Raw genomic sequence first — 21251 nt, 5'->3', positions numbered from 1 at the left:
CGCGCGATGCAAGCGACTTAGCAGCACGCCCGCGCAAGGCTGGCCGGTCCGGGCCGCCCGTGCGACGAGCCACTTCGCTCAAGGATCAAGCGAAGTACGGGCTGGGCAGCGCGCGCAGCCCAGCCCGCGATCACCCGTTCTTGCCCAGCATGTCGAGCGCAACGTCGACGATCATGTCCTCCTGCCCGCCGACCATGCGCCGCTTGCCCAGCTCGACGAGGATTTCGCGGGTGTCGACGCCATAGTCCGCACTCGCCTTCTCGGCATGGCGCAGGAAACTGGAATAGACCCCGGCATAGCCAAGGCTGAGCGTCTCGCGATCGACCCGCACCGGCCGGTCCTGCAGCGGGCGCACGAGATCCTCGGCAGCGTCCATCAGCTTGTACAGGTCGGTGCCGTGATTCCAGCCCTTGCGGTCAGCGGCGGCGATGAACACCTCGAGCGGGGCATTGCCCGCGCCCGCGCCCATCCCGGCAAGGCTGGCGTCGATGCGCACCGCGCCGCCCTGCACCCCGACGATCGAGTTGGCGACGCCCAGTGAGAGATTGTGGTGCGCATGGATGCCGCGCTCGGTCTCCGGCTTGAGCACGCGGTCATAGGCTTCCAGACGCGCCTTGTAGCCATCCATGTCGAGCGCGCCGCCGCTGTCGGTGACATAGACGCAGGTCGCGCCGTAGCTCTCCATCAGCTTGGCCTGCCCGGCCAGCACTTCGGGCTCGACCATGTGGCTCATCATCAGGAAGCCGACCGTGTCCATGCCCAGATCGCGCGCGGCCGCGATGTGCTGCTTCGAGATGTCGGCCTCGGTGCAATGCGTGGCAATGCGTACCGAGCGCACGCCGAGGCCATGGGCGCGCTTCAAGTCCTCGATCGTGCCGATGCCGGGCAACAGCAAGGTGGTAAGCCGTGCGTGTTCGATCACATCGGCCACCGCCTCGATCCAGTCCCAGTCGGTATGCGCGCCGAAGCCATAGTTGAAGCTGGAGCCGTTGAGCCCGTCACCATGCGCGATCTCGATCGCATCGACCTTCGCCTCGTCGAGCGCGCGGGCGATCTTGCGCACGTGCTCGATGCCATACTGGTGACGGATGGCGTGCATGCCGTCACGCAAGGTGACGTCCTGGATATAGAGCTTTTGCTGCGTGGGATCGAAAGCCATCATGCCACCTCCTGCGCCAGACGCTGGCGCGCGATCTTCTCGGCGGTGGCGAGCCCCGCCGAAGTCATGATATCGAGATTGCCCGCATAGGCAGGCAGGTAATGCGCCGCACCCTCGACCTCGAGGAAGACCGTGGTCTTGACGCCTTCGAATGCGCCGAGGCCCGGAATGCGCACCGGGTTGTTCGATCCGAAGCGCTCGAACTGGACCTTTTGCTTGAGACGATAGCCCGGCACGTAGGCATGGACCTTCTCGACCATCGCCATGACCGCCTGCTCGATCTGCTCCTCGCTGGCGCCGCTCGACAAGGTCATCACCGTGTCGCGCATCATCATCGGCGGTTCGGCAGGGTTGAGGACGATGATCGCCTTGCCCCTGGCTGCGCCGCCGACCTGCTCGATCCCGCGCGAGGTGGTTTCGGTGAACTCGTCGATATTGGCGCGCGTACCGGGGCCCGCCGACTTCGACGCGATCGAGGCGACGATCTCGGCATAATGCACTTCCGAGACCGACGAGACCGCGGCAACGATCGGGATCGTCGCCTGCCCGCCGCAGGTGACCATGTTGACGTCGGGAGCATCGAGGTGCGCATCGCCGTTGACGACTGGGATGACGTAAGGCCCGGTCGCTGCCGGGGTAAGATCGACCATGACCTTGCCCGCCTCGCGCGTGACCTGCGAATGGCGCGCATGGGCACCGGCGCTCGTGGCGTCGAAGACGATGCCGATCTCGGGCCAGACTGCCAGCCGGGTCAGACCCTCGATACCCTCGGCCGTGGTCGCGACCCCCATGCGTTCCGCGCGCTTGAGGCCATCGGACTCGGGGTCGATACCAACGAAAGCCCCCATTTCGAGAACCTGCGAATTGCGCATGATCTTGATCATCAGGTCGGTGCCGATGTTGCCCGAACCGATGATCGCCACCTTGATCCTGGCCATCATCTCACTCCGATAAAACGTTGAGCCTGCCTATGACGCCCCATCGTGACGAACAACTTGTCATACAAAGCTTACGCTCATATCGTGAGCGCAAGGAAGCAAGAAGGTCGGAACCGTGGCCGTGACGATAGACGAGACCAACGGCGCTGGCGCGGTGCACAAGGCGCTCTCGCTAATGCTGGCGCTCGCGAGCGATGGCGGCGAGACCCCGGCTGCACGCATCGCCGAGGAGCTTGGCCTGCCTGCCTCGAGCGCGCGACGCCTGGTCGCGGCGATGGTGCGCGAGGACATCCTGATGCGCCTCGAACGCGGTCACTACGCAGCGGGGCCTGCCCTGGCGAGACTGGGCAATGCCGCCAGCCTGCATGCACGCCTCGCCGCCGCCGCGCGTGCGCCGATGCGCAGACTGGCGCAGGTCGGTGGCGAGGCTGCCGTGCATCTGGGTGTGCTGGAAGGCGAGATGGTCACTTACCTCGCGAAGCAAAGTGCGAGCCAGGCCTTCGCCGAGACCCGCACCGGCACTCAGCTGGAGGCCTATTGCACCGGGATCGGCAAGATGCTGCTGGCCTGCCTGCCTGAAGCCGAGCGCGAGGCGTTCCTCAAGGCCGGGTCTTTCATACCGATAACCGCGAGCACGATCACGGAGCCCGCACGCTTGCGGGCGCAGCTCCGGGAGACACGCACGCGTGGCCATGCGCTCGACGATGCGGAAATGTTCGAAGGCCTGCGCTGCATTGCGGTCCCGGTGATCATCGGGACTGAACCGGTCGCGGCAATCTCGCTCTCGCGGCACGCCGCCTGGGATCAGCGGCGCATGGCCCGCGACGTGGCGCGGCTCGAGACCTGTGCCGGGCAGATCGCGCAGATCATGTCCCGCAGGCGGCCTTCGCCATCTGCCGGTTGAGATACGAAAAAGGGGCAGGGTCCCGATCGGCCCTACCCCTTTCATTATCTCGTGATGCAAGGCCTTCTGGCCCTGCTATGCCGCCTTTACTGGCAGGCGAGGCACTCGTCGTAGTCGGTCGTCTCGCCGATCTCGAACTTGGGCGCGATGGCGGTATTATCCGCCTCGACGCCGCCCGAACCGGCGAAGCCTGCACGCTGCACCGACTTCGAGCGCAGATAGTAGAGCGACTTGATGCCCTTTTCCCACGCCTGGAAGTGCAGCATGAGCAGGTCCCACTTGTCGACGTCGGCGGGGATGAACAGGTTCAGCGACTGCGCCTGGTCGATGTAGGGGGTACGATCGCCCGCGAATTCGAGCAGCCAGCGCTGGTCGATCTCGAAGCTGGTCTTGAAGACTGCCTTTTCCTCGGGGCTGAGGAAGTCGAGGTGCTGGACCGAACCGCCGTGCTCGAGGATCGAGTTCCACACGTTGGTGGAGTCCTTCGACTTCTCGGCAAGCAGCTTCTTGAGATACGGGTTCTCGACCACGAAGGAGCCCGAGAGCGTCTTGTGGGTGTAGATGTTCGCCGGGATCGGCTCGATGCAGGCCGAGGTGCCGCCGCAGATGATCGAGATCGACGCGGTCGGCGCGATCGCCATCTTGCAGCTGAAACGCTCCATCACGCCCTGGTCGGCAGCATCGGGGCACGGGCCCCGCTCGTGCGCCAGCATCATCGAGGCCTCGTTGGCCTTCTGGTTGATGTACTGGAACATCTGGAGGTTGAAGGCCTTGGCCATCGCGCTCTCGAAGGCGATGTTCTTCTTCTGCAGGTAGGAGTGGAAGCCCATGACGCCCATGCCCACCGAACGCTCGCGCGCAGCCGAGTACTTGGCGCGGGCCATCTCGTCGGGGGCACGGTCGATGAAGTCCTGCAGGACGTTGTCGAGGAAGCGCAGCACGTCCTCGACGAAGCGCTTCTCGCCCTTCCACTCTTCCCAGGTCTCGAGGTTGAGCGAGGAGAGGCAGCACACCGCAGTGCGGTCGTTGCCCAGGTGATCGCGGCCCGTGGGCAGCGTGATTTCCGAGCACAGGTTCGAGGTCGAGACCTTGAGGCCGAGATCGCGGTGATGCTTGGGCATCATGCGGTTCACGGTGTCGGAGAAGACGAGGTAGGGCTCGCCGGTGCGCAGGCGCACCTCGACCAGCTTCTGGAACAGCGAGCGCGCATCGACGGTCGAGCGGACCGCGCCGTCCTTGGGGCTCTTGAGCTCGAACTTGGCGCCGTCGCGCACCGCTTCCATGAACTCGTCGCTCAGCAGCACGCCGTGGTGCAGGTTGAGCGCCTTGCGGTTGAAGTCACCGGTGGTGGTGCGGATCTCGAGGAATTCCTCGATCTCGGGGTGCGAGACGTCGATGTAGCACGCAGCCGAGCCACGGCGCAGCGAGCCCTGCGAGATCGCGAGGGTCAGCGAGTCCATCACGCGCACGAAGGGGATGATGCCGCTGGTCTTGCCGTTGAGGCCGACCGGCTCGCCGATCCCGCGCACGCTGCCCCAGTAGGTGCCGATGCCGCCGCCGCGCGAGGCGAGCCAGACGTTCTCGTTCCAGGTATTGACGATGCCCTCGAGGCTGTCTTCCACCGAGTTGAGGTAGCACGAGATCGGCAGGCCGCGACCGGTACCGCCGTTCGAGAGAACGGGGGTCGCAGGCATGAACCAGAGCTTCGAGATGTAGTCGTAGAGACGCTGCGCGTGCTCCTGGTCATCCGCGTAGGCGTCGGCGACGCGTGCGAACAGGTCCTGGTACTTCTCGCCAGGCAGCAGGTAGCGATCCTCGAGCGTCTCCTTGCCGAACGCAGTCAGCAGCGCATCGCGGCTGTCGTCAGTGACGATCTTGAAGCGGCGCGGGTTGATCGACTTGGAGTCCATCTTGGGAGCCGCGGCCGCAGCTGCAGCCGCCTCGGGCACACCACTGCTCAATGCTTCGGCGATCGCCACATCTTCCTTGTTCATCACGCTTGCCGGGCTCGCGCCCGTCTCCTTGTCCAGTGCGGGAGCCTTGGCCTTGCCGGCGCCCCCGGAATAATCGAATTCGGCCTTGGCCGGTGCATTGCCCGCGCCACTTTCGAAGCGCGTGTCCGCAGCGAGATCCTCCGTGGAGACCTCAAGATCCGAACTGCCTGCCTGCCCGTCGCTCGTGTTCCTGAAATCCACGTGTTCGCCCCCCGGTTCACAACGACCGTGCGCGAGCACGGCCAAAGCCATCAAAGTCCTTACCGTCCGGTGCCCGGAAACCCGGGCCGGACGCGCGATCGGCCCGGTGCACGATTCGACGATGCTTGCCCGATCGCCTTACCACACACAGCACAAAAGGAGAACATAATGTCCTCCTTCCTGACCGCTGGCACACTATCGGGTGTCGTACCTCTGCGCCCTGCTACCCCAGCCGGGCTTCGCCATGATTACAAGTCGACAATCTAGGTATAGAGGTGCGAGCGTCCCTGCGCCACAACCCATAGTGCCCGTTCTGGGCAGCGAAGCAAGGGCAGCTCAGCGAGCCGCGATTGCGCCCGAAAGAGCAAGCGGCATCGACCTGCATGCCGCGACGCGTGGAAAGTCCTCGGGCGGTGTCGGACGCAAGAGTTTAAATGACCGCACCAGCCTTATTTTTTTCCACATAATTTGCCGATGAAGCGAATCGTGCGTGCGGCGAAAGGAGTCGCTCGCCACCTCGCGTCAAGACGGTGAAACCGCAATCACTGGCCCTGTCCACGGTTGCAAGCCACCATATCTTGCGAATGGTCGAACAGTGGCAGCAGACAATGCAAGCGCCGTGATGCCACCGTCCCCCGCATCATGCCCTGCTCCTGCAGCTGCCCGTCGCTCGGCGTCCATCGAGCCGTTTCGCGCTTTCGCAGATGCATGGCTGCACTGGCAGTCGCGCGCCGCCACAACACGGTGCAACCCGCTGCGCGCAGGCGCTTTATAGCCATCGTCCGGCCCGCCCGGTCATGCCCAGCCAACCAAGAGGGATCCACCAGTCCATGTTCAACATCATCGGCGCCATCATCAGCGGCCTGCTCATCGGCGCACTGGCCCGCTTCTTCTATCCCGGTGACGTCTCGATGTCGTGGATCGCGACGATCCTGCTCGGAATCGGCGGCTCGCTGGCGGCAGGCCTGATCACCTCGCGCGGGAGCCGCGATTTCAGCCGCGCGGGCTGCCTCGCCTCGATCCTGGGCGCAATGGCGCTGATCTTCCTAGGCCGAGTGCTCAACATCGGAATGTAGCACCTAGCCGCCGACGCTCCGCCCCTGTCCGGCGGCGCGCCCGGTCGCTCAGCGCCCGCAGACGACCTTTCGCCTGCGGGCGCTATCGTTCAGGGTACCAGAATCGTGTCGAGCGGCACCTCGGCGGTCTCGGGATAGTCGAGCGTAAAGTGCAGACCCCGGCTCTCGTGACGGCGCAAGGCCGAGGATACGATCAGCTCGGCCGACTGCAACAGGTTGCGCAGTTCGATCAGGTCGGTCGAGACGCGGAAGTGGCGGTAGTATTCCTCGATCTCGGTATTGAGCAGCTGGATGCGGTGCATGGCGCGCTCGAGCCGCTTGGTCGTGCGCACGATGCCGACGTAGTTCCACATGAACCGGCGGATCTCGGTCCAGTTCTGCTTGATGACGACTTCCTCGTCCGAATCGGTCACCCGGCTCGCGTCCCAGGGGCGGATCGGCGGCGGGGCATCGAAGGCGTCCCAGTGATCGAGAATATGCGCCGCTGCCGCATCGCCGAAGACGAAGCATTCGAGCAGCGAATTGGATGCAAGGCGGTTCGCGCCGTGCAGGCCGCTCTCGGTGCACTCGCCCGCGGCATAGAGCCCGGGCATGTCGGTCTTGCCGTCGAGATCGATCAGTACGCCGCCGCAGGTGTAGTGCTGCGCGGGCACGACCGGGATCGGCTCCTTCGTCATGTCGATGCCGAGCGAGAGCAGCTTCTCGTGAATGTTGGGGAAGTGCTCGCGCACGAATCCGGGCGGCTGGTGGCTGATGTCGAGGTGGACATAGTCGAGGCCGAAGCGCTTGATCTGGTCGTCGATCGCGCGCGCCACGACGTCGCGCGGCGCGAGCTCGGCGCGCTCGTCGTAGTCGGGCATGAAGCGGTGGCCGGTGACCGGGTGCTTCAGCTGCCCGCCCTCGCCGCGCACCGCCTCGGTGATGAGGAAGTTCTTGACCTCGAGGTTGTAGAGGCAGGTCGGGTGGAACTGCATCATCTCCATGTTCGAGACGCGCGCACCCGCACGCCAGGCCATGGCGATGCCATCGCCGGTCGCGCCGCGCGGCGCGGTCGAGAACTGGTAGACGCGCCCCGCACCGCCGGTGGCGAGGATCGTCGCGCGCGCGGTATGGGCCTGAACCGTTCCGGTCGCCTCGTCGAGCGCATAGACGCCCCAGACCCGGCCCGAGCCCGAATAGCGCGCCTCGTGCCGTCCGGTGATGAGGTCGATGCACGACTGCCCCGGCAGCAAGGTGATGCGCGGATTGGCATGCGCCGCGCGCAGCAGCGCCTGCTGCACTGCCCAGCCGGTGGCGTCGTTGACGTGAACGATGCGGCGGTGCGAATGCCCGCCCTCGCGAGTGAGGTGCAAAGGCCCCTCGCCGTCGGCACCCTCGGTGTTGAAAGGCACGCCCAGTTCGACCAGCCGCGCGATCGCGTGCGGCGCGCGCTCGACCACGAACTCGACCGTCTCGGCCCGGTTCAGCCCTGCCCCGGCGATCATCGTGTCGCGGATGTGCTCCTCAAAGGTGTCGCCCTGGTCGAGCACCGCGGCGATGCCGCCCTGCGCCCACGCGGTCGACCCGCCCTCGAGACTGCCCTTGGCGAGCACCAGCACGTTGAGCTTCTCGGCGAGGGCAAGGGCGGCGGTGAGACCCGCGGCACCCGATCCGACGATAATGACGTCATGGGCCACGGGCCCGGCATTATGCGATTCCATGGCCCCTCCTTGCCGCTCTCGCGCAGGGCAGGCAACCGCTTGCAATCATGCGCGACATTTTTGCGCCGCGAGGCGGTGATGCGGGTCGATGCAGCCACTGTACAAATCGCAAGACGGGTCGAACCCTCGTCCAAGAATTCGCAGAATCCCCAATTTAGACAGATTAGTTAATAAACTAATTGAAATTTGCCGAGTCGCTTCAGGCTGCGTACCTCCCGAATCATGTTGAACACGGAAAGGAGGGCACAAGTGATTCGATCAGAACAGATTCATCATCAGTATGAAAAGGAAGGCTCGAGTGCCTTCCGTATTTCATGCCTGCTCAATCACCACCAGCCCCAGACCGTCATCGAACGCAAGAACGGATCGATCACATCGTCCTGCAAATCGTGCGGAAAGAAAATCGTGTTCGGCGCAAATCGCCGCTGGCAAGCGCCGCGCGACACCGCCGACCAGCTCGTCTGGTGGCGCCTGTGCTTTCTCGACCGCCATGCCCCGGTCAATCACCGGGTGAACTGGGACGGCACTCACTTCGTGGGTAAATGCAAGCACTGCCGGCGCCCGATCCGACGCCACGCGCACAAGCTGTGGCGCACGCGCTGAACATGCCCGCACTGGCCCGTGCCAGGCCAGCCCCTCTGCGTCGCGGCGCAGAACGGCCGTGATCAGGCCGGCATCGCATCCTTCGCCGTAAGACTGACGAAGACGTCCTCGAGATCCGCCTCGCGGGTGGTCACGTCGATCACGCCCAGACCCTGTGCCGAAAGCGCCGAAAGGATTTCGCCGGCATTGGCCTTGTCCTTGTCGTAAGTGATCTCGAGCCCGGCCTCGCCCAGTTTGCGGCACTTGATGAAACCGGGATGCTCGGGAAGCGTCGCGACGTCCTTGTCGAGCGTGAGCAGCAGGATTTTCTCGCGCGCCATGCCGACCAGTTCGCGGGTCGGCTTGTTGGCGATCAGCTCACCGTGGTTGATGATCGCGATGCGGTCGCACAGCTCCTCGGCTTCCTCGAGGTAATGCGTGGTCAGCACGATGGTGACGCCCTCGCGGTTCATCTCGGTGACGAGTTCCCACAGCTGGCGGCGCAGTTCGACGTCGACGCCCGCGGTCGGCTCGTCGAGCACCAGCACCGGAGGCTGGTGGACCAGCGCCTTGGCGATCAGTAGGCGCCGCTTCATGCCGCCCGAGAGCGTGCGTGCATAGGCGTTGCGCTTGTCGGCGAGGTGCACCGCGCGCAGCAGTTCCTCCGAGCGGCGCAGGTGCTTGGCGATGCCGTAGAGACCGGCCTGGTTCTCCAGCACCTCGAAGGGCGTGAAGAAGGGATCGAAGACGATCTCCTGCGGAACGATGCCGATCGAGCGCTTGGCGTTGCGCTGGTTGCGATCGATGTCGAAGCCCCAGATGTCGACCGAGCCCGACGACTTGCGCACGAGGCCCGCCATGATGTTGATCAGCGTCGACTTGCCTGCACCGTTAGGCCCAAGCAGGCCGAAGATGCCGCCCTGCGGCACATCGAAGGTGACGCCCTTGAGGGCAAGCTTGCCCTCGGCGTCCCCGGCCGGGGCATAGCGCTTGACGAGATCACGGATGGCGATGGCGGGTGTATCGGTCATGCAAGCGCATGTGGGGCAGGATCGCGGCGCAGTAAACCCCGCGATGCATAAACCCCGCGCGGCGGCGCAAGGCCTCGGTTCGCAGCTCTTGCCGCAATTGCGAGAAAGGCTGCGCGCAATGGTGCAACTCGCGCTGGAAATTGCCCGCACGCGCTGATAAAGGCACGGCTCATGACGAACCCGCCCGAAACCGTATTCACCGATTCCCACCGCGTCTGCTGCGACGGGGCCACCGACATCCGTGGCGGAGCAGCGCTCGGCCATCCGCGCGTCTGGCTGGAAATCGACGAGAAGGGCTACGTCGAATGCGGCTATTGCGACCGCCGCTTCGTCCTCAAGGGCGGCCCGGCCGACCAGCAGGCCGCCTGAAGCGCAGGCCGCCTCGGCGCGGCCCGTGCTCCATCTTCAGCAATATTGCACTCCCGAGGGGTAATCCCGCAGCTGGCTGCGGGTGAGTCCCGATGGCCCCGCGTCCCGCCCGGCGCCACTCTCGTCCATCGACCGGCACGAGAGGAGCCACGGCCATGGACGCAGTCTCGCACAAGACGAATGTCTCGCTGAAGACCTTTGCAGGCGCCAATGCAGCGCTGCTGTGCCTCGCTGTCGCAAGTCACGCATGGGGTCAGGACCCCGGAGCCGATGCCCGCGACCGCGCGGTCTCGCTCTGCATGGCCGAAGCCAAGGCGCGCGGCGCCAAGATGGGCGCGACCGACGTCGCGATGGCGCAGGTCGAGGATACCGACGAGAAGAGCGACGGTCGCGCCTCGGTGCGTGCCCGCGTCGATGTCGTGATGCGCCAGAAGGACGGCACGCTCAAGACCGTCAAGAAGACCTTCAAGTGCGACACCCGCCATGAGGTCGTGACCGCCTTCAAGTACTACTGAGCGGCAAGCCGGGGGCGCGCCTGCGCATCCGCTTTCGACTTCTTTCCTTTCGCATCGCTCCGCCCGCGCCTATATCGGCGCAATGGCTTCGCATCCCGACCCCCGCTCGCTCCTCTACCGCCAGTTCTCGCCGGAGGAAGCACAGGCGCTCGCCGCGCAGACGCTCAAGTCGTGCGACGACGGCGAACTCTACATGCAGTTCATGGCGAGCGAGGCTTTCGGGTTCGACGACGGACGGCTCAAGACCGCGGACTATTCGCGCGATGCAGGTTTCGGCCTGCGCGGCGTCTCGGGCGAGATGACCGGCTTCGCGCATGCCAACGAGATTTCGGCCAAGGCTATCCGCCGCGCCGGCGAGACCCTGCAGCTGCTCGACCCGACGACCGGCTCGATGGCCCCGCCTCCGCCCAAGAGCAACCGCCACCTCTACACCGATGCCTCGCCGCTCGACCTCATCGGCTTTGGCGAGAAGGTGAAGCTGCTCGAGACCATCGACGCTGCCGCGCGCGCCCGCGATCCGCGCGTCGCGCAGGTCAGCGCCAGCCTCTCGGGCTCATGGTCGGTGGTCGAGATCGTGCGCCCCGACGGCTTTCTCGCCACCGACGTGCGCCCGCTGGTGCGCCTCTCGGTCTCGATCGTCGCGGAAAGCAACGGAAGGCGCGAGACCGGCTCGTTCGGCATGGGCGGGCGCTGGCTCTATAACGACCTGTTCAAGCCCGAAAACTGGAACCACGCGATCGACGAAGCGCTCGGTCAGGCACTGATCAACCTTGAGAGCGTCGACGCGCCCGCGGGCGAGATGACCGTGGTGCTGGCCCCGGGCTGGCCCGGGGTGATCCTGCACGAAGCTGTCGGCCACGGCCTCGAGGGCGACTTCAACCGCAAGGGCACCTCCGCCTTCGCGGGCCGCATCGGCGAGCGCGTCGCGGTGCCCGGCGTCACCATCGTCGACGACGGTTCGATCGGCGGACGGCGCGGTTCGCTCTCGATCGACGACGAGGGCACGCCCACGCGCGAGACCGTGCTGATCGAGGACGGCATTCTCAAGGGTTACATGCACGACCGCCTCAACGCCCGGCTCATGGGGGTCGAACCCACCGGCAACGGGCGGCGCGAGAACTACGCCCATTCGCCCATGCCGCGCATGACCAACACCTTCATGAAAGCGGGCAACGACGATCCCGCCGAACTGCTCAGCCGCGTCAAGAAGGGCATCTATGCCAAGAGCTTCGGCGGCGGCCAGGTCGATATCGTCTCGGGCAAGTTCGTGTTCTCGTGCACCGAGGCCTACAAGGTCGAGAACGGCAAGCTGGGCGCGCCGATCAAGGGCGCGACGCTGATCGGCGACGGTCCCTCGGTGCTCACCCGCGTCACCGGAATCGGCAACGACCTCGAGCTCGACCGCGGCGTCGGCGTATGCGGCAAGGGCGGACAGAGCGTACCTGCGGGCGTCGGCCAGCCCACGCTGGTGATCGACGGCCTCACCGTGGGCGGCACCGCCTGAGGCCTGCTGCACGCTAGCGTCACCCTCTGCCTTGCGCTCCGGTCAGCCTCCATTCAGCACCGCCTGGCGATAATCCACGCGTCAGGAAGTCCGGCAAGGGAGTGAGAAGCCATGACATCATTCGCCAGAAATCTCGGCAAGTCGCTGGCAGGCGGGTTCGTCGCAGCCGGGCTCGCGATTGCCCCTGCAGCCTCGGCCAAGCCCAAGCTGACCGGCGAGGAAGAGCTTGCCAAGATGCTCGAGGGCCGGACTGCCGGCAAGCCCGTCAACTGCATCTCCTATTCGCGCCTCAACGACACGACCGTGATCAAGAAGACAGCGATCGTCTACCGCGTCGGCAGCACACTCTACGTCAACCGCCCGACCAACGCCGACCTGCTCGACGATGACGACATCCTCGTCACCCGCCTGTTCGGGTCGCAATTGTGCAGCGTCGACACGATCCAGCTGCGCAACCGCATGACCCCCAACATGTGGAGCGGCTTTGTCGGCCTGCGTGAGTTCGTTCCCTACACCAAGGCGAAGTAGCCAGCCCTTCGCGGTCGCACGGGGCCAGTCGGTCCCCTGAAAAGGCGGTCACCGGGTCAATCCGGGGCCGCCTTTTTCGTGCCCGAAACGACAACAGGGCGACCCGATCGGGCCGCCCTGTCGAATGCGGTGTTGCCGGAATTCCCGGTTCCCGCCGTTATGTGCCTGGCTCTCAGACGAGGGTCAGGGCAAAGACCAGGGCGCTGGTGCCCAGTGCCGCGGCAGCACCGACGGTGCGCTGGATGAATGCCATTGGTAGCTCCTACAGACTGACGGTATTTTTTCGTTTTATCGCCCGGGACGAACGTTTTGCCGCCCCGAACCGGAGGCGCGATCTAGGCCTTTCCAGAATATATGCAAATTCGTAAGCAACAATCTTGCTTGCATGATTTGCAATTGCAGCCCTTGAATATTGCGCGGCTTTCAACTGCACGACTCAGCGGTCGAGCCAGCGTTGGGCTGCGCGAAGAGGCGCGCATCGGCATTCCCGCGAGGCCGATTACCGGCAATCCCCGATGGTCTGGACTGTTGGAAATGCGGAGGCTGCCACTGCTTTCACAAAGACCGAGGTAGCCGTCCTATGATGCGCGTGTCCAAGTCCATCCGGGTCCCCGCACCCGCCGTGCCTGCGCTCTGCACCGTTGCACTGCTTGCATGCAGCCTCCAGCCTGCACTGGCACGCGCACCCGACACCTACGAGGGCCTCTACAAGGTCAAGTCCAAGCGCTTCGACCTTGCCTATGTCGCGCCCGGGGTCGACTTCACCGCTTACGATGCAGTCCTGCTCGAAGAGCCGCAGGTCGCATTCCAGCGCAACTGGCAGCGCAACTACAACAGCTCGGCGAGCTTTGACCGGCGCATCGACGACGAGGAAGCCGCGCAAATCCTCGAGGCCGCTCGCGCTGGTATCGCGCAGGTGTTCGCAGAGACCTTCCGCGAACATGGCTACACCCTGGCAACCAGCCCCGGCCCCAAAGTCCTCGCCCTCAAAACCGCCATCATCGACTTGCAGGTCAATGCCCCGGACACGATGACCGCCGGCCGATCGGTCACTTTCTCGCGCGAGGCAGGCGAGGCCAAGCTCATCGTCGAAGTGCGCGATTCGACGAGTGGGGCCCTGCTCGGTCGCGCGATCGACCGTCGCACCATCGGCGACGGCCCGATCTACCGCCGCGACATGGTGACCAACCGGTCCGACTTCGAACGCGCCTTCAGGCACTGGGCCAAGGTCAGCACCGAAGCGCTCGACGACTTGCGCGCCGCGCCGGTTCTCGACGCCGAGGGAGAGCCGGCCAGCCCTGCCGGATGAAACCCGAGCGGCGGGTCAGCCCGCGTCCTCGCCGCGCGGCGCAATCTCGATCTCCTCGATACTCTTCATGTCGCGATCGAGGAAGAAACCCAGAAAGGTACGGATGGCCGCAATCGCGGCAAGCTTGCCGATATCATCCCAGGTGGGGGCGATGGCGGTGCGGATGATGTCGGCACCCAGAGCGAATTCGAGCGAGATCAGGATCCATGCGGCAAAGCGCAGCCAGATCTTGCGGATGTTTTCGGCCAGCGCGCCCCTCTGCCCGAACAATGCCATCATCAGGTGCGCGAAGGCCATGAGCCCGCCCAGCAGGACGATCAGCACCACCAGGCTCTCGACCACCAGCGCGGCAAATTCGGCAGCAATCTTGAATGTTTCTTCCACCATGGCCGACCCTCCACGACGGGCGACGCCACGCCGCCTCGATACGCGCACCAAGGTGCCGTCGGACGACACCCACGACCATAGGGCTTTTCCCTAGGGTTGCTGCCGGGAGCAACCGAGCGCGTGGATCAGTCTGCGGCTTTGGTCCGGTCAGCCTCGGCAAGCCCTGCGAAGGGGCTGGCCCCGGGCCCGCCAGCCCCGGCCAGCGGCACGCTCGGGCCACCGATGCCATGCTCGCGAAAGCTGCGCAGTACGCGCAGGTTGACGTCGGTCTCGAAGGCCTTCTCGTGCCTTGTGTCGAGGACATAGGCCTTGAGCCGCAGCCGCACGCCGACGAGGTAGTCGGTATGCCACTGCGTCACGAGCACCACGATCGGCTTGGAGAGATAGACGTAGCGGCTGGATAGCGCGGCCTCGGTGATGATCTCGCGCGCCGCGTCGAAATCGTCTCCCGCACTCACGATGAAATCCATCGCCACCTGCATGTCGAGCGCACCGTAATTGCCCGAGGAGGACATCTCGGTGAGGAACTTGCTGTTGGGGATCGTGATGGTGTTGTCGTCGAGCGTCTGCATGCGCACCGAGCGCAGGCCGATCGCGGTGATGTCGCCGTATTCGCCGCCGAACGACACGCGGTCGCCGACCTGAAAAGGCCTGTCGATCATCACGATGATCCCGGCGATGAAGGAGGCGACGAGGTCCTTCATCGCAAAGCCCACCGCGACCGCGGCGGTACCGCCGATCAGCGCCAGAACCGTCTCGTCGATGCGGAACGAGAGCAGCACGACGACGATCGTCGTGATCACGTAGATCACGAATTGCAGGATCGTGTTGAGCTTCTGAAGCGTCAGGCGACGGGTCGAGAAATCCGAGCTGAACGCCATGACCGTGCGGTTGAGAATGCGCAGCAGCATCCAGGCCCCGGCCATGACGAAAAGCGAGGTGACCACCCCGCTCCAGCGCACGATATCGCCGAGCTTGGCCACGACCCCGGGGTCGAGCTTCTCGGGCAGTTGCGCGAAGGCCGGCCCCGCGCTCGCGGCGAGGACCAGCGAGGCAAGCAGACCAGTGAAACGCAGCACGCGGGCCTGGCGCAAGGACGTGATCATGCATCGCTCTCCGGCATGACGAGATTGCGGCGCACCAGCAGATCGATCACCTCGCGCCACCAGCGCAAGGTCACCCGGTAACCGCTTTCGAAGGGGATGACGATGCCCATGCCCACCAACCCGCGCAGCACGTCGGCGATCACCACCGGCGAGAGATCGGTACTGCGCGCAATGGCGCGTGCATCGCTCTTGTCCATCAGGATGATGGTGCGCAGCACAAAGAGCGTGGCATCGGGCATTTCGGACAGCTTGGCCACGTCGGGTGTCGCAAAGCTGCGCACGACATGGCGGCCGGTCGCATTCTCGACCAGCAGCGAACGGCGCCAGAATTCCAGCGCGACCGCAGGATTGCCGCCCGAATATTCACGCAACCGGGCGTAATAGCCGCGCTTGCGCCGCTCGTCGGCAGGTACTTCGGCATCGAACAGGAAGGCGCTGTCTTCGTGGATCTCGCTGAAGTCTGGCTCAATCCCGGCCTCGCGGTTGCGCGCCTCGACCAGTGCGCGCAGTCCCGCAGCCGTCCAGCGCGGGAGGCGCAGCACGGCATCGAAGATGAGCCGATCGTGGCGTGCACGCAGGAGAAAGTCCCATGCCGGGCGGCCCAGTGCCAGAACCCAGCTCACCTGCGGCGGAGCCCGGCGGATGAAGTCGATGGTCGCATCGAAGTCCTCGAGCCCGCCAATCGCCGGGACGACGAGGCGTTGCAGATCGTCGATCGCGATGAACAGCGGAACATCGGCCTCGGCCATGGCGGCAAGCACCGCCCCGGCCTCGTGCCGCTCGCCCCGCTCCAGTCCCAGCGCCTCGCCTAGCGCACCCAGGATGCGGGCAAGGCCAGCCTCGTCCGCTCCGATGCGGATGGCGCGCGTGCCTTCTGGCAGGCGCCGCTCCAGCGCGTTGAGCAAGGCGCTCTTGCCATGGCCGCGATTGCCGAGCAACGCGGTCACGGTTCCCGGCTCGGGCACGCGCAAGTGCAGGTCGCCGGGCCAGCTCAGCACCCCGTCGGCGCTCGATGGCAGGCGATGCGGGGCAAGGATCTCCATGATGGCCTCGTCGAGCGGACGATAGAGACCGCTGGCAAGGTCCTCGGCAGCCTGGTGCGCGGCCTGCCGACGCGAGCGCTGGCCGTAGATGTCGCGGATCAGCGAGATATTGCGCACCTGGCGCATGATCACCGCCACGAGGCCGCGCCCGAGCAGTACCGCGCCTGCCAGCAGGCGTCCGACCGTGCCGAAGAAGCCTCCCGGATCGCGCGCCACCCAGTTAAGCAGCGTGCTCTTGCCCGCGCCTTCCCGCGTCAGCGCGACGATCCGCTCGCGCCACCAGTGCGACAGGACGATCAGCACCGGCGGAACCACCAGCCAGCATCCGCTCAGCACCCAGCTATAGATACCCCCGCGCCCCACGCTGACCGCAGTGAGGCGCAGGATCAGCGCGATAACGACGAAGGTGCCACCGACGAGCCGCAGCGAACGCCAGCGCAGCGCGGCACGCGGATCGCTCTTGCGTCCTCCGCCCGCGATGGAATCAATCAGGCGCAGCAGCGCGGCAGCGCCGAACAGCCAGGTGAGCAGCATCCAGGCCAGCCCGACCCCGGGCAGGTTGAGCTCATCGGGCAGAACCCAGCGCAACACGCCGATAAAGACGAACCAGTCGAGCGGCTGCTTGATGTGTCGCAAGTGATGCAGCGCGCGCGCCTCGAGTCCGCTCCACAAGGTCTGCGGTCGCCGCGCGCGGGCCAGCGCCTCGGTCCGCGCGAGAAACGCGCCGCCCCCCTGACGCCAGAGCCGGAACAGCAAGATCGCCAGCGCAAGCTCGACCAGTGCGACGATGAAGGCTGGCGAGGGACTGAGCAGCGAGCGGGCGACCTCGCGCAGCTGGCGGTCATAGGACTGGATGTTGTAACGCACGACCAGCGCGATCTGTTTGAATTCGCGCAGCACCTGCGCGGTACCTTCACCGCCGAAGCCCAGCACCTGCCGACGCAGTCCCGGAGACAGCTCGCCGATCAGCGCGAGACGCGCGTCGTTGAGCGTGACCATCGCGTCCTTGTGCGCCTTGCGCCGCTTCCACATCTGCTCGGCGCGGGTGCTTGCCAGCACTCCGGCCTGCTCGACCAGCTGATCGCGCAGTGCCTGGAGCTGGCGGGCACCGGGCAGACTGTCGGTGATCGCAGGGTCGAGCGGGCCGGGCATGGCATCGGCGAAACCGCTCGAGGTGCGCTGCGAGAGCTCGTCGGAAAGCGCCTGGCGTACCGTCTTGAGCTGCGCGACGATCTCGCGATAGAGCGCGTCCGCGCGTTGCTCACGCTGGTCGTCGCCGAGGTCGGCGCGGGAAACCTCGCTGACCCGGGCGCGCCACTTGAGCGCGGCGTCGAGAATCTGGCTGGGCTCGTCCGAAGCCTTGGCAAGCGCGCTGCGATACTCTGCCTGCTTCTGCTGGACCGCGAGCAGGCGCGCGCGCTCCGCGGCGGTCAGCCGGGCGCTGGCGGTCGAGGCGGTGCGCGCGGCGAACTGGGCCTGCTCGCGCGCGTTGGTGGCATCGCGCAGCGAATCCTCGGCGGCCGCGATTTCCTGCCCGCTTTGCTGCATCAGCCGGCGGCGATCCTCGAGCGCCTGCAGTTCGCTGTCGGGCAGCGCCAGCACCTTGCCCAGCAGTTCGTCACGCTGGCGGATCGCCTCGCGCAGCTGCTTTGCACTCTCACCCCCGGCCGCCGCAGTCTTGCTGATCACCTCGCCCAATTGCTCGGGCTCGGCCCCCTCGATCCAGAAGCGGGTGCCGCCGCCGTTGGGATCGGGGTCGCCCTTCAAGAACGTTTCGAGCGAGGCGATCTGCGCTTGCAGGGCACCGAGCGCCCGCTCCTCGTCGCTTGCCCGCGATGCATCGCTCGCAGCCTTTGCGTTGCGCGCGCGCTGTTCGCTGAGGAGTGCCTTGCGACGCGCGGCGGGCAGACGCAGGAACGCCGCCTGCGCAAGCGCAAGGCGGGCCTCCTGCGGCCGCAAAGTCTCCAGCTGGGCAGGGTCCTGCGAGGCGCGCGCATAGAAGGCATCGTCCTCGACCAGCTCCTCGACCACATTGGCACGCGCGACGTCGCGGTAGCGCAGCGACCAGGCGAACAGTGCATCGGGGGTAATGCCGGCGTCGAGTTCGCCATCGATCAGCTTGCGGATATAGGCCGTCTTGTCCTGCACCGAGAGCGGAGCGACATAGGCTCCAGCCGAGGCCCCGGCGGTACCGTTGGAACTGGCTTCACCACTTTGCTTGCCCGCGCTTTCCTGCGCCTGCGCAGGAGCAAGCGGCAAGGGGGCCAGCAGGAGCGCGAAGGCGAGTAAGCCGGCCAGCAGTATCGCACACCATGGGGCCGCTAGGGACCATAAGGCTCGGTGCTTGATCATGGTGCCTGCGCTACAACTCCAGTTCGATACCGACCTGCCCGCGCGTGTCGAGGTTCTGTGCGCCTTGCGAGGGATCGGATTCATAATCGGCGGTAAAGGATACTCGCCCGGATATGCGGCCGTAGATATTGCTCGTCAACGCGGTGACGGAGATGAAGGAGGAATTGCCCTCATCGAGGACCGCATTGAAGGTTTCCTTGAATTTCAGCGTGTCGGTCAATTCGTATTCGAGTTCGGCGCCCGCCGCCCAGCCGAAACGGTTCTCGTTGTCCATGTCGATGAAGCGGGTCTGGCGCATCGCGGGGCCGAGCGAGACCTCGAGATCGAGCGCGTCGGTATCGATGACCTGATATCCGCCCCCGATCATCTCGGTGAAACGGCGCGCAATGCCTTGGAAGCGATCGCGCTCGTACTGGAGCGAGCCCAGCGCGAACCACGGCGAATCCCCGAAGTCGCGGCGCAGGCGGTAGCCCAGCGCCCAGCGTTCGGTGTTGCTGACCCCGTTCTGGCTGGCGAGATCGAGGTAGCCGGTCACGCGGTGTTCCTGGTTGGGGGTCTTGCGCTCGACGTCGAGCGTCAGGTTTACGCCCCGTGATCGGGTATTGCCGGTCGCCCAGCTCGCCCCTGCCGAAACCTCGCCGTGCCAGCCGCGCAGCACTTTCTCGTGCGCCACCCGCGCCTTCTCGGCATCGTCGATGTCATCGATGAGATCGTCGATCTCCTGGCGGTAGGCGGGATATAGCCGCTTGGCGATGTTCTCGACGGTGTCGCGCTCGGCGCGGTGCGCCTCGCGCAGCATGGCCTCGAGACCCGGCGGAAGCCCGCCGGTGGCCGGTTGCGCCCGCGCCTCTACGCTCGAGGATAGGCACAAGGCATAGACAATGAAGGCAGTCGGGCTTTGGCGCGATATCGGCAAGGGTCGTCCTCGAATTCGAGACAAGACGGCAAAGCTGCATCATGGCGCATGACCCGCGCCTCGCCATCGGCACAAACCCCGAGAGAAACCCCGTGCAGGTAACTGTTCGCGGCCTTTCCCCTCAGTCCATCCCGCTGGCCCAGGCATGGCCGAACTGCAGGTAGAACACCGCGCCGTCGGGCCCGTAAGCGAGGTCGAGCCCTGCATCGAGGCCGATCAGGCGGGCAAGGCGATAGCGAAACCCGCCGCCGCCAGCGAACTTCGCGCCCGATGCGCCGAACACGCGGCTTCTGCCCGGATCGGTTGCACCGACCCCGGCAAAGGCCACGAGCGACCACCTGTCGGCGATCTCGTGACTGACCTCGAACTCGCTGCTGACCACGCTCGCGCCCTGGAAGCGGCTCGCCTGCACCCCGCGCAGGTTGATCGCCGGGGCAAAGTAGGAGGGATAGTCGCCACGCTCGGCATCGACTTCGACCTTCATGCCCAGATGCCACTTGGGGTCAAGCGAGCGGAAGGCATAGGCATGGGCCTTGTAGCCCTGGAATTCGCGGTCCGAGCCAAGGAAATCGGTGGTGTACTTGGCCTCGACATAGGCGTTGAGGCCATTGCGCGGGGTCATCACGTTGTCACGCGTGTCGTAATGCAGGCCGACGCCGAATGCGCCCGTGTTGAGCTTGCGATTGAAATCGAAGGGCAGCTGGATCGGCGGGTCCTCGAAGTCGAGCTTCGAGCGGATCTGGCGAAAATCGATCAGGGGACCGACCGACCATGGCCCATCGCCCAGCACCACCCGCGCCGAGCCGACCACCGCGAAATCGTAGCGATTGGTATAGCGCAGTCCGCCGGGCAGAAACCTGGGGTAGCTGGTCAGGGTGATCTTGCCGTGTGCCGCGCCGAAGCGATAGCGGATCTTGCCATCCTCGATGAAGCCCGACTGCAGGTACCCCACACCGTAGGAGCCGTTGCCTGTCTTGAGCGCACCGACGATGCGCCGGGTAGCGAGGCGCGGATTGTCCTCGGGGATGGTCACGAACTGCGCCATCAGGCCGAAGCCGCCATCGACCGCGGGCTCGGTGATGATGATCGGGACCGGGGTGAAGCCGCCTTCGGCAAGAGCCTCGGAGACATCGAACTTGCCGTCGACGTCGTCGAACAGGATGTCGTGGAAATGCGATTCGCGCTTGGCTTGCGGCTCGGACGCGGGGGGAACGGCAGTGATCACCGGAGCTGGCGGTTCGCCTGCGGCATCCTGTACCTGCGCCGCAAGCGGTGCGGCGCCCGCAGCACAGCCAAGGGCCAGCATGCCGAACTGCAAGGGGGCGTGCAGATTCATCGCAATTCTCATTCAGCCATGCCCCGCTTTGCTGCCCTGCGCAAAGGCAGTGCCGGTCCGACCCAGCCTAGGCGGTGGGGTTGAAGGGACCATCGGGGATATCCCCGAGGGCGCGGGTGGCTCTTTGCCCTAGTCCGCCATGGGCAGGCTTGCTGCGCTTATCCGGGGTTATTGCCGATAGGGCGAATCGCAAGTCGCTGCTCTGCTTGCCGCGTTCCCGCAGAGCCTGCGCGGTTCAGGGAACGCCACCAAGGATACCGCAACCCGAACGCCGATCTGGCGCAGGCACCTTGCACCGACA

General features: G+C 65.5%; 18 protein-coding genes. 8 read left to right on the top strand and 10 right to left on the bottom strand.

Features of this window, described 5'->3' with window-relative positions; translation table 11 throughout:
• Window positions 1-130 precede the first annotated feature (130 nt).
• On the bottom strand, window positions 131-1159 hold the full coding sequence (dmpG, locus tag I5E68_RS17990; RefSeq protein ID WP_197166777.1) for a 4-hydroxy-2-oxovalerate aldolase: 1029 nt from the start codon (window positions 1157-1159) through the stop codon (window positions 131-133).
• Complete coding sequence (locus I5E68_RS17985) at window positions 1159-2097, bottom strand: acetaldehyde dehydrogenase (acetylating) (protein WP_197166775.1); 939 nt, start codon at window positions 2095-2097, stop codon at window positions 1159-1161. The genes dmpG and I5E68_RS17985 overlap by 1 nt, the downstream gene beginning before the upstream one ends.
• A 115-nt stretch (window positions 2098-2212) precedes the next feature.
• Between I5E68_RS17985 and I5E68_RS20410 the strand changes: the two genes are divergently transcribed.
• Window positions 2213-3001, top strand: a complete 789-nt coding sequence (locus I5E68_RS20410) for an IclR family transcriptional regulator (protein WP_197166773.1) — start codon at window positions 2213-2215, stop codon at window positions 2999-3001.
• An 86-nt stretch (window positions 3002-3087) separates the two neighbouring features.
• Here I5E68_RS20410 and I5E68_RS17975 read toward each other — a convergent pair whose 3' ends face one another.
• Window positions 3088-4995, bottom strand: a complete 1908-nt coding sequence (locus I5E68_RS17975) for a ribonucleoside-diphosphate reductase subunit alpha (protein WP_228727339.1) — start codon at window positions 4993-4995, stop codon at window positions 3088-3090.
• A 1031-nt stretch (window positions 4996-6026) separates the two neighbouring features.
• Here I5E68_RS17975 and I5E68_RS17970 point away from each other — a divergent pair.
• Window positions 6027-6272 carry a GlsB/YeaQ/YmgE family stress response membrane protein gene (locus tag I5E68_RS17970; RefSeq protein ID WP_197166768.1) on the top strand — a complete coding sequence of 82 codons (246 nt, stop codon included), beginning with the start codon at window positions 6027-6029 and terminating at the stop codon, window positions 6270-6272.
• A gap of 89 nt (window positions 6273-6361) precedes the next feature.
• On the opposite strand, the gene nadB is transcribed toward I5E68_RS17970, so the two are convergent.
• Window positions 6362-7972 (bottom strand): L-aspartate oxidase, encoded by a 1611-nt coding sequence (gene nadB, locus I5E68_RS17965; protein WP_197166766.1) that lies wholly within the window; start codon window positions 7970-7972, stop codon window positions 6362-6364.
• Between the two features lie 249 nt (window positions 7973-8221).
• On the opposite strand from nadB, the gene I5E68_RS17960 reads away from it, so the two are divergent.
• Window positions 8222-8575, top strand: coding sequence for a hypothetical protein (locus I5E68_RS17960; protein ID WP_197166764.1), 354 nt, complete (start codon window positions 8222-8224; stop codon window positions 8573-8575).
• A gap of 62 nt (window positions 8576-8637) precedes the next feature.
• Here the strand turns inward: I5E68_RS17960 and I5E68_RS17955 are convergent, their stop codons facing one another.
• Window positions 8638-9585: an ABC transporter ATP-binding protein gene (locus I5E68_RS17955; protein WP_197166762.1), complete on the bottom strand. Its 948-nt coding sequence runs from the start codon at window positions 9583-9585 to the stop codon at window positions 8638-8640.
• 171 nt (window positions 9586-9756) lie between these two features.
• On the opposite strand from I5E68_RS17955, the gene I5E68_RS17950 reads away from it, so the two are divergent.
• The 5 genes from I5E68_RS17950 (at window position 9757) to I5E68_RS17930 (ending at window position 13810) form a co-directional block, all read left to right on the top strand.
• A complete protein-coding gene (locus I5E68_RS17950) occupies window positions 9757-9954 on the top strand; it encodes a zinc-finger domain-containing protein (RefSeq protein ID WP_197166760.1) in 198 nt (65 codons plus the stop codon).
• A 155-nt stretch (window positions 9955-10109) separates the two neighbouring features.
• Entirely contained in the window at window positions 10110-10469 is a 360-nt protein-coding gene (locus I5E68_RS17945) for a hypothetical protein (RefSeq protein ID WP_197166758.1), read from the top strand.
• A gap of 82 nt (window positions 10470-10551) precedes the next feature.
• On the top strand, window positions 10552-11973 hold the full coding sequence (gene tldD / locus I5E68_RS17940) for a metalloprotease TldD (protein ID WP_197166756.1): 1422 nt from the start codon (window positions 10552-10554) through the stop codon (window positions 11971-11973).
• A 111-nt stretch (window positions 11974-12084) separates the two neighbouring features.
• Complete coding sequence (locus I5E68_RS17935; protein ID WP_197166746.1) at window positions 12085-12501, top strand: hypothetical protein; 417 nt, start codon at window positions 12085-12087, stop codon at window positions 12499-12501.
• 580 nt (window positions 12502-13081) lie between these two features.
• Window positions 13082-13810, top strand: a complete 729-nt coding sequence (locus I5E68_RS17930) for a DUF3313 family protein (protein ID WP_197166744.1) — start codon at window positions 13082-13084, stop codon at window positions 13808-13810.
• A 15-nt stretch (window positions 13811-13825) separates the two neighbouring features.
• On the opposite strand, the gene I5E68_RS17925 is transcribed toward I5E68_RS17930, so the two are convergent.
• From I5E68_RS17925 to I5E68_RS17905, 5 genes are all read right to left on the bottom strand, one after another.
• Entirely contained in the window at window positions 13826-14266 is a 441-nt protein-coding gene (locus I5E68_RS17925; RefSeq protein WP_323982210.1) for a DUF1622 domain-containing protein, read from the bottom strand.
• Between the two features lie 56 nt (window positions 14267-14322).
• On the bottom strand, window positions 14323-15303 hold the full coding sequence (locus I5E68_RS17920) for a mechanosensitive ion channel family protein (protein ID WP_197166741.1): 981 nt from the start codon (window positions 15301-15303) through the stop codon (window positions 14323-14325).
• A complete protein-coding gene (locus tag I5E68_RS17915; RefSeq protein WP_197166739.1) occupies window positions 15300-18698 on the bottom strand; it encodes a hypothetical protein in 3399 nt (1132 codons plus the stop codon). The genes I5E68_RS17920 and I5E68_RS17915 overlap by 4 nt, the downstream gene beginning before the upstream one ends.
• A 10-nt stretch (window positions 18699-18708) precedes the next feature.
• Window positions 18709-19614, bottom strand: a complete 906-nt coding sequence (locus I5E68_RS17910) for a DUF481 domain-containing protein (RefSeq protein ID WP_197166737.1) — start codon at window positions 19612-19614, stop codon at window positions 18709-18711.
• 121 nt (window positions 19615-19735) lie between these two features.
• Window positions 19736-20950 (bottom strand): BamA/TamA family outer membrane protein, encoded by a 1215-nt coding sequence (locus I5E68_RS17905; protein ID WP_228727319.1) that lies wholly within the window; start codon window positions 20948-20950, stop codon window positions 19736-19738.
• Between the last annotated feature and the right edge of the window lie 301 nt (window positions 20951-21251).

Source organism: Novosphingobium aureum (genome assembly GCF_015865035.1).
In the GTDB taxonomy this organism is placed as follows: Bacteria; Pseudomonadota; Alphaproteobacteria; order Sphingomonadales; family Sphingomonadaceae; genus Novosphingobium; species Novosphingobium aureum.
Note: the sequence above shows the minus strand (reverse complement) of the source record. Positions and strands in the feature narration are given on the sequence as shown.

Excerpts from the sequence above, each read along its gene's own strand:
- dmpG (WP_197166777.1), bottom strand. The coding sequence starts at position 1,159 with ATGGCTTTCGATCCCACGCAGCAAAAGCTCTATATCCAGGACGTCACC.
- I5E68_RS17985 (WP_197166775.1), bottom strand. The coding sequence starts at position 2,097 with ATGGCCAGGATCAAGGTGGCGATCATCGGTTCGGGCAACATCGGCACC.
- I5E68_RS17975 (WP_228727339.1), bottom strand. The coding sequence starts at position 4,995 with ATGAACAAGGAAGATGTGGCGATCGCCGAAGCATTGAGCAGTGGTGTG.
- I5E68_RS17970 (WP_197166768.1), top strand. The coding sequence starts at position 6,027 with ATGTTCAACATCATCGGCGCCATCATCAGCGGCCTGCTCATCGGCGCA.
- nadB (WP_197166766.1), bottom strand. The coding sequence starts at position 7,972 with ATGGAATCGCATAATGCCGGGCCCGTGGCCCATGACGTCATTATCGTC.
- I5E68_RS17955 (WP_197166762.1), bottom strand. The coding sequence starts at position 9,585 with ATGACCGATACACCCGCCATCGCCATCCGTGATCTCGTCAAGCGCTAT.
- I5E68_RS17950 (WP_197166760.1), top strand. The coding sequence starts at position 9,757 with ATGACGAACCCGCCCGAAACCGTATTCACCGATTCCCACCGCGTCTGC.
- I5E68_RS17945 (WP_197166758.1), top strand. The coding sequence starts at position 10,110 with ATGGACGCAGTCTCGCACAAGACGAATGTCTCGCTGAAGACCTTTGCA.
- tldD (WP_197166756.1), top strand. The coding sequence starts at position 10,552 with ATGGCTTCGCATCCCGACCCCCGCTCGCTCCTCTACCGCCAGTTCTCG.
- I5E68_RS17935 (WP_197166746.1), top strand. The coding sequence starts at position 12,085 with ATGACATCATTCGCCAGAAATCTCGGCAAGTCGCTGGCAGGCGGGTTC.
- I5E68_RS17930 (WP_197166744.1), top strand. The coding sequence starts at position 13,082 with ATGATGCGCGTGTCCAAGTCCATCCGGGTCCCCGCACCCGCCGTGCCT.
- I5E68_RS17920 (WP_197166741.1), bottom strand. The coding sequence starts at position 15,303 with ATGATCACGTCCTTGCGCCAGGCCCGCGTGCTGCGTTTCACTGGTCTG.
- I5E68_RS17915 (WP_197166739.1), bottom strand. The coding sequence starts at position 18,698 with ATGATCAAGCACCGAGCCTTATGGTCCCTAGCGGCCCCATGGTGTGCG.
- I5E68_RS17905 (WP_228727319.1), bottom strand. The coding sequence starts at position 20,950 with ATGAATCTGCACGCCCCCTTGCAGTTCGGCATGCTGGCCCTTGGCTGT.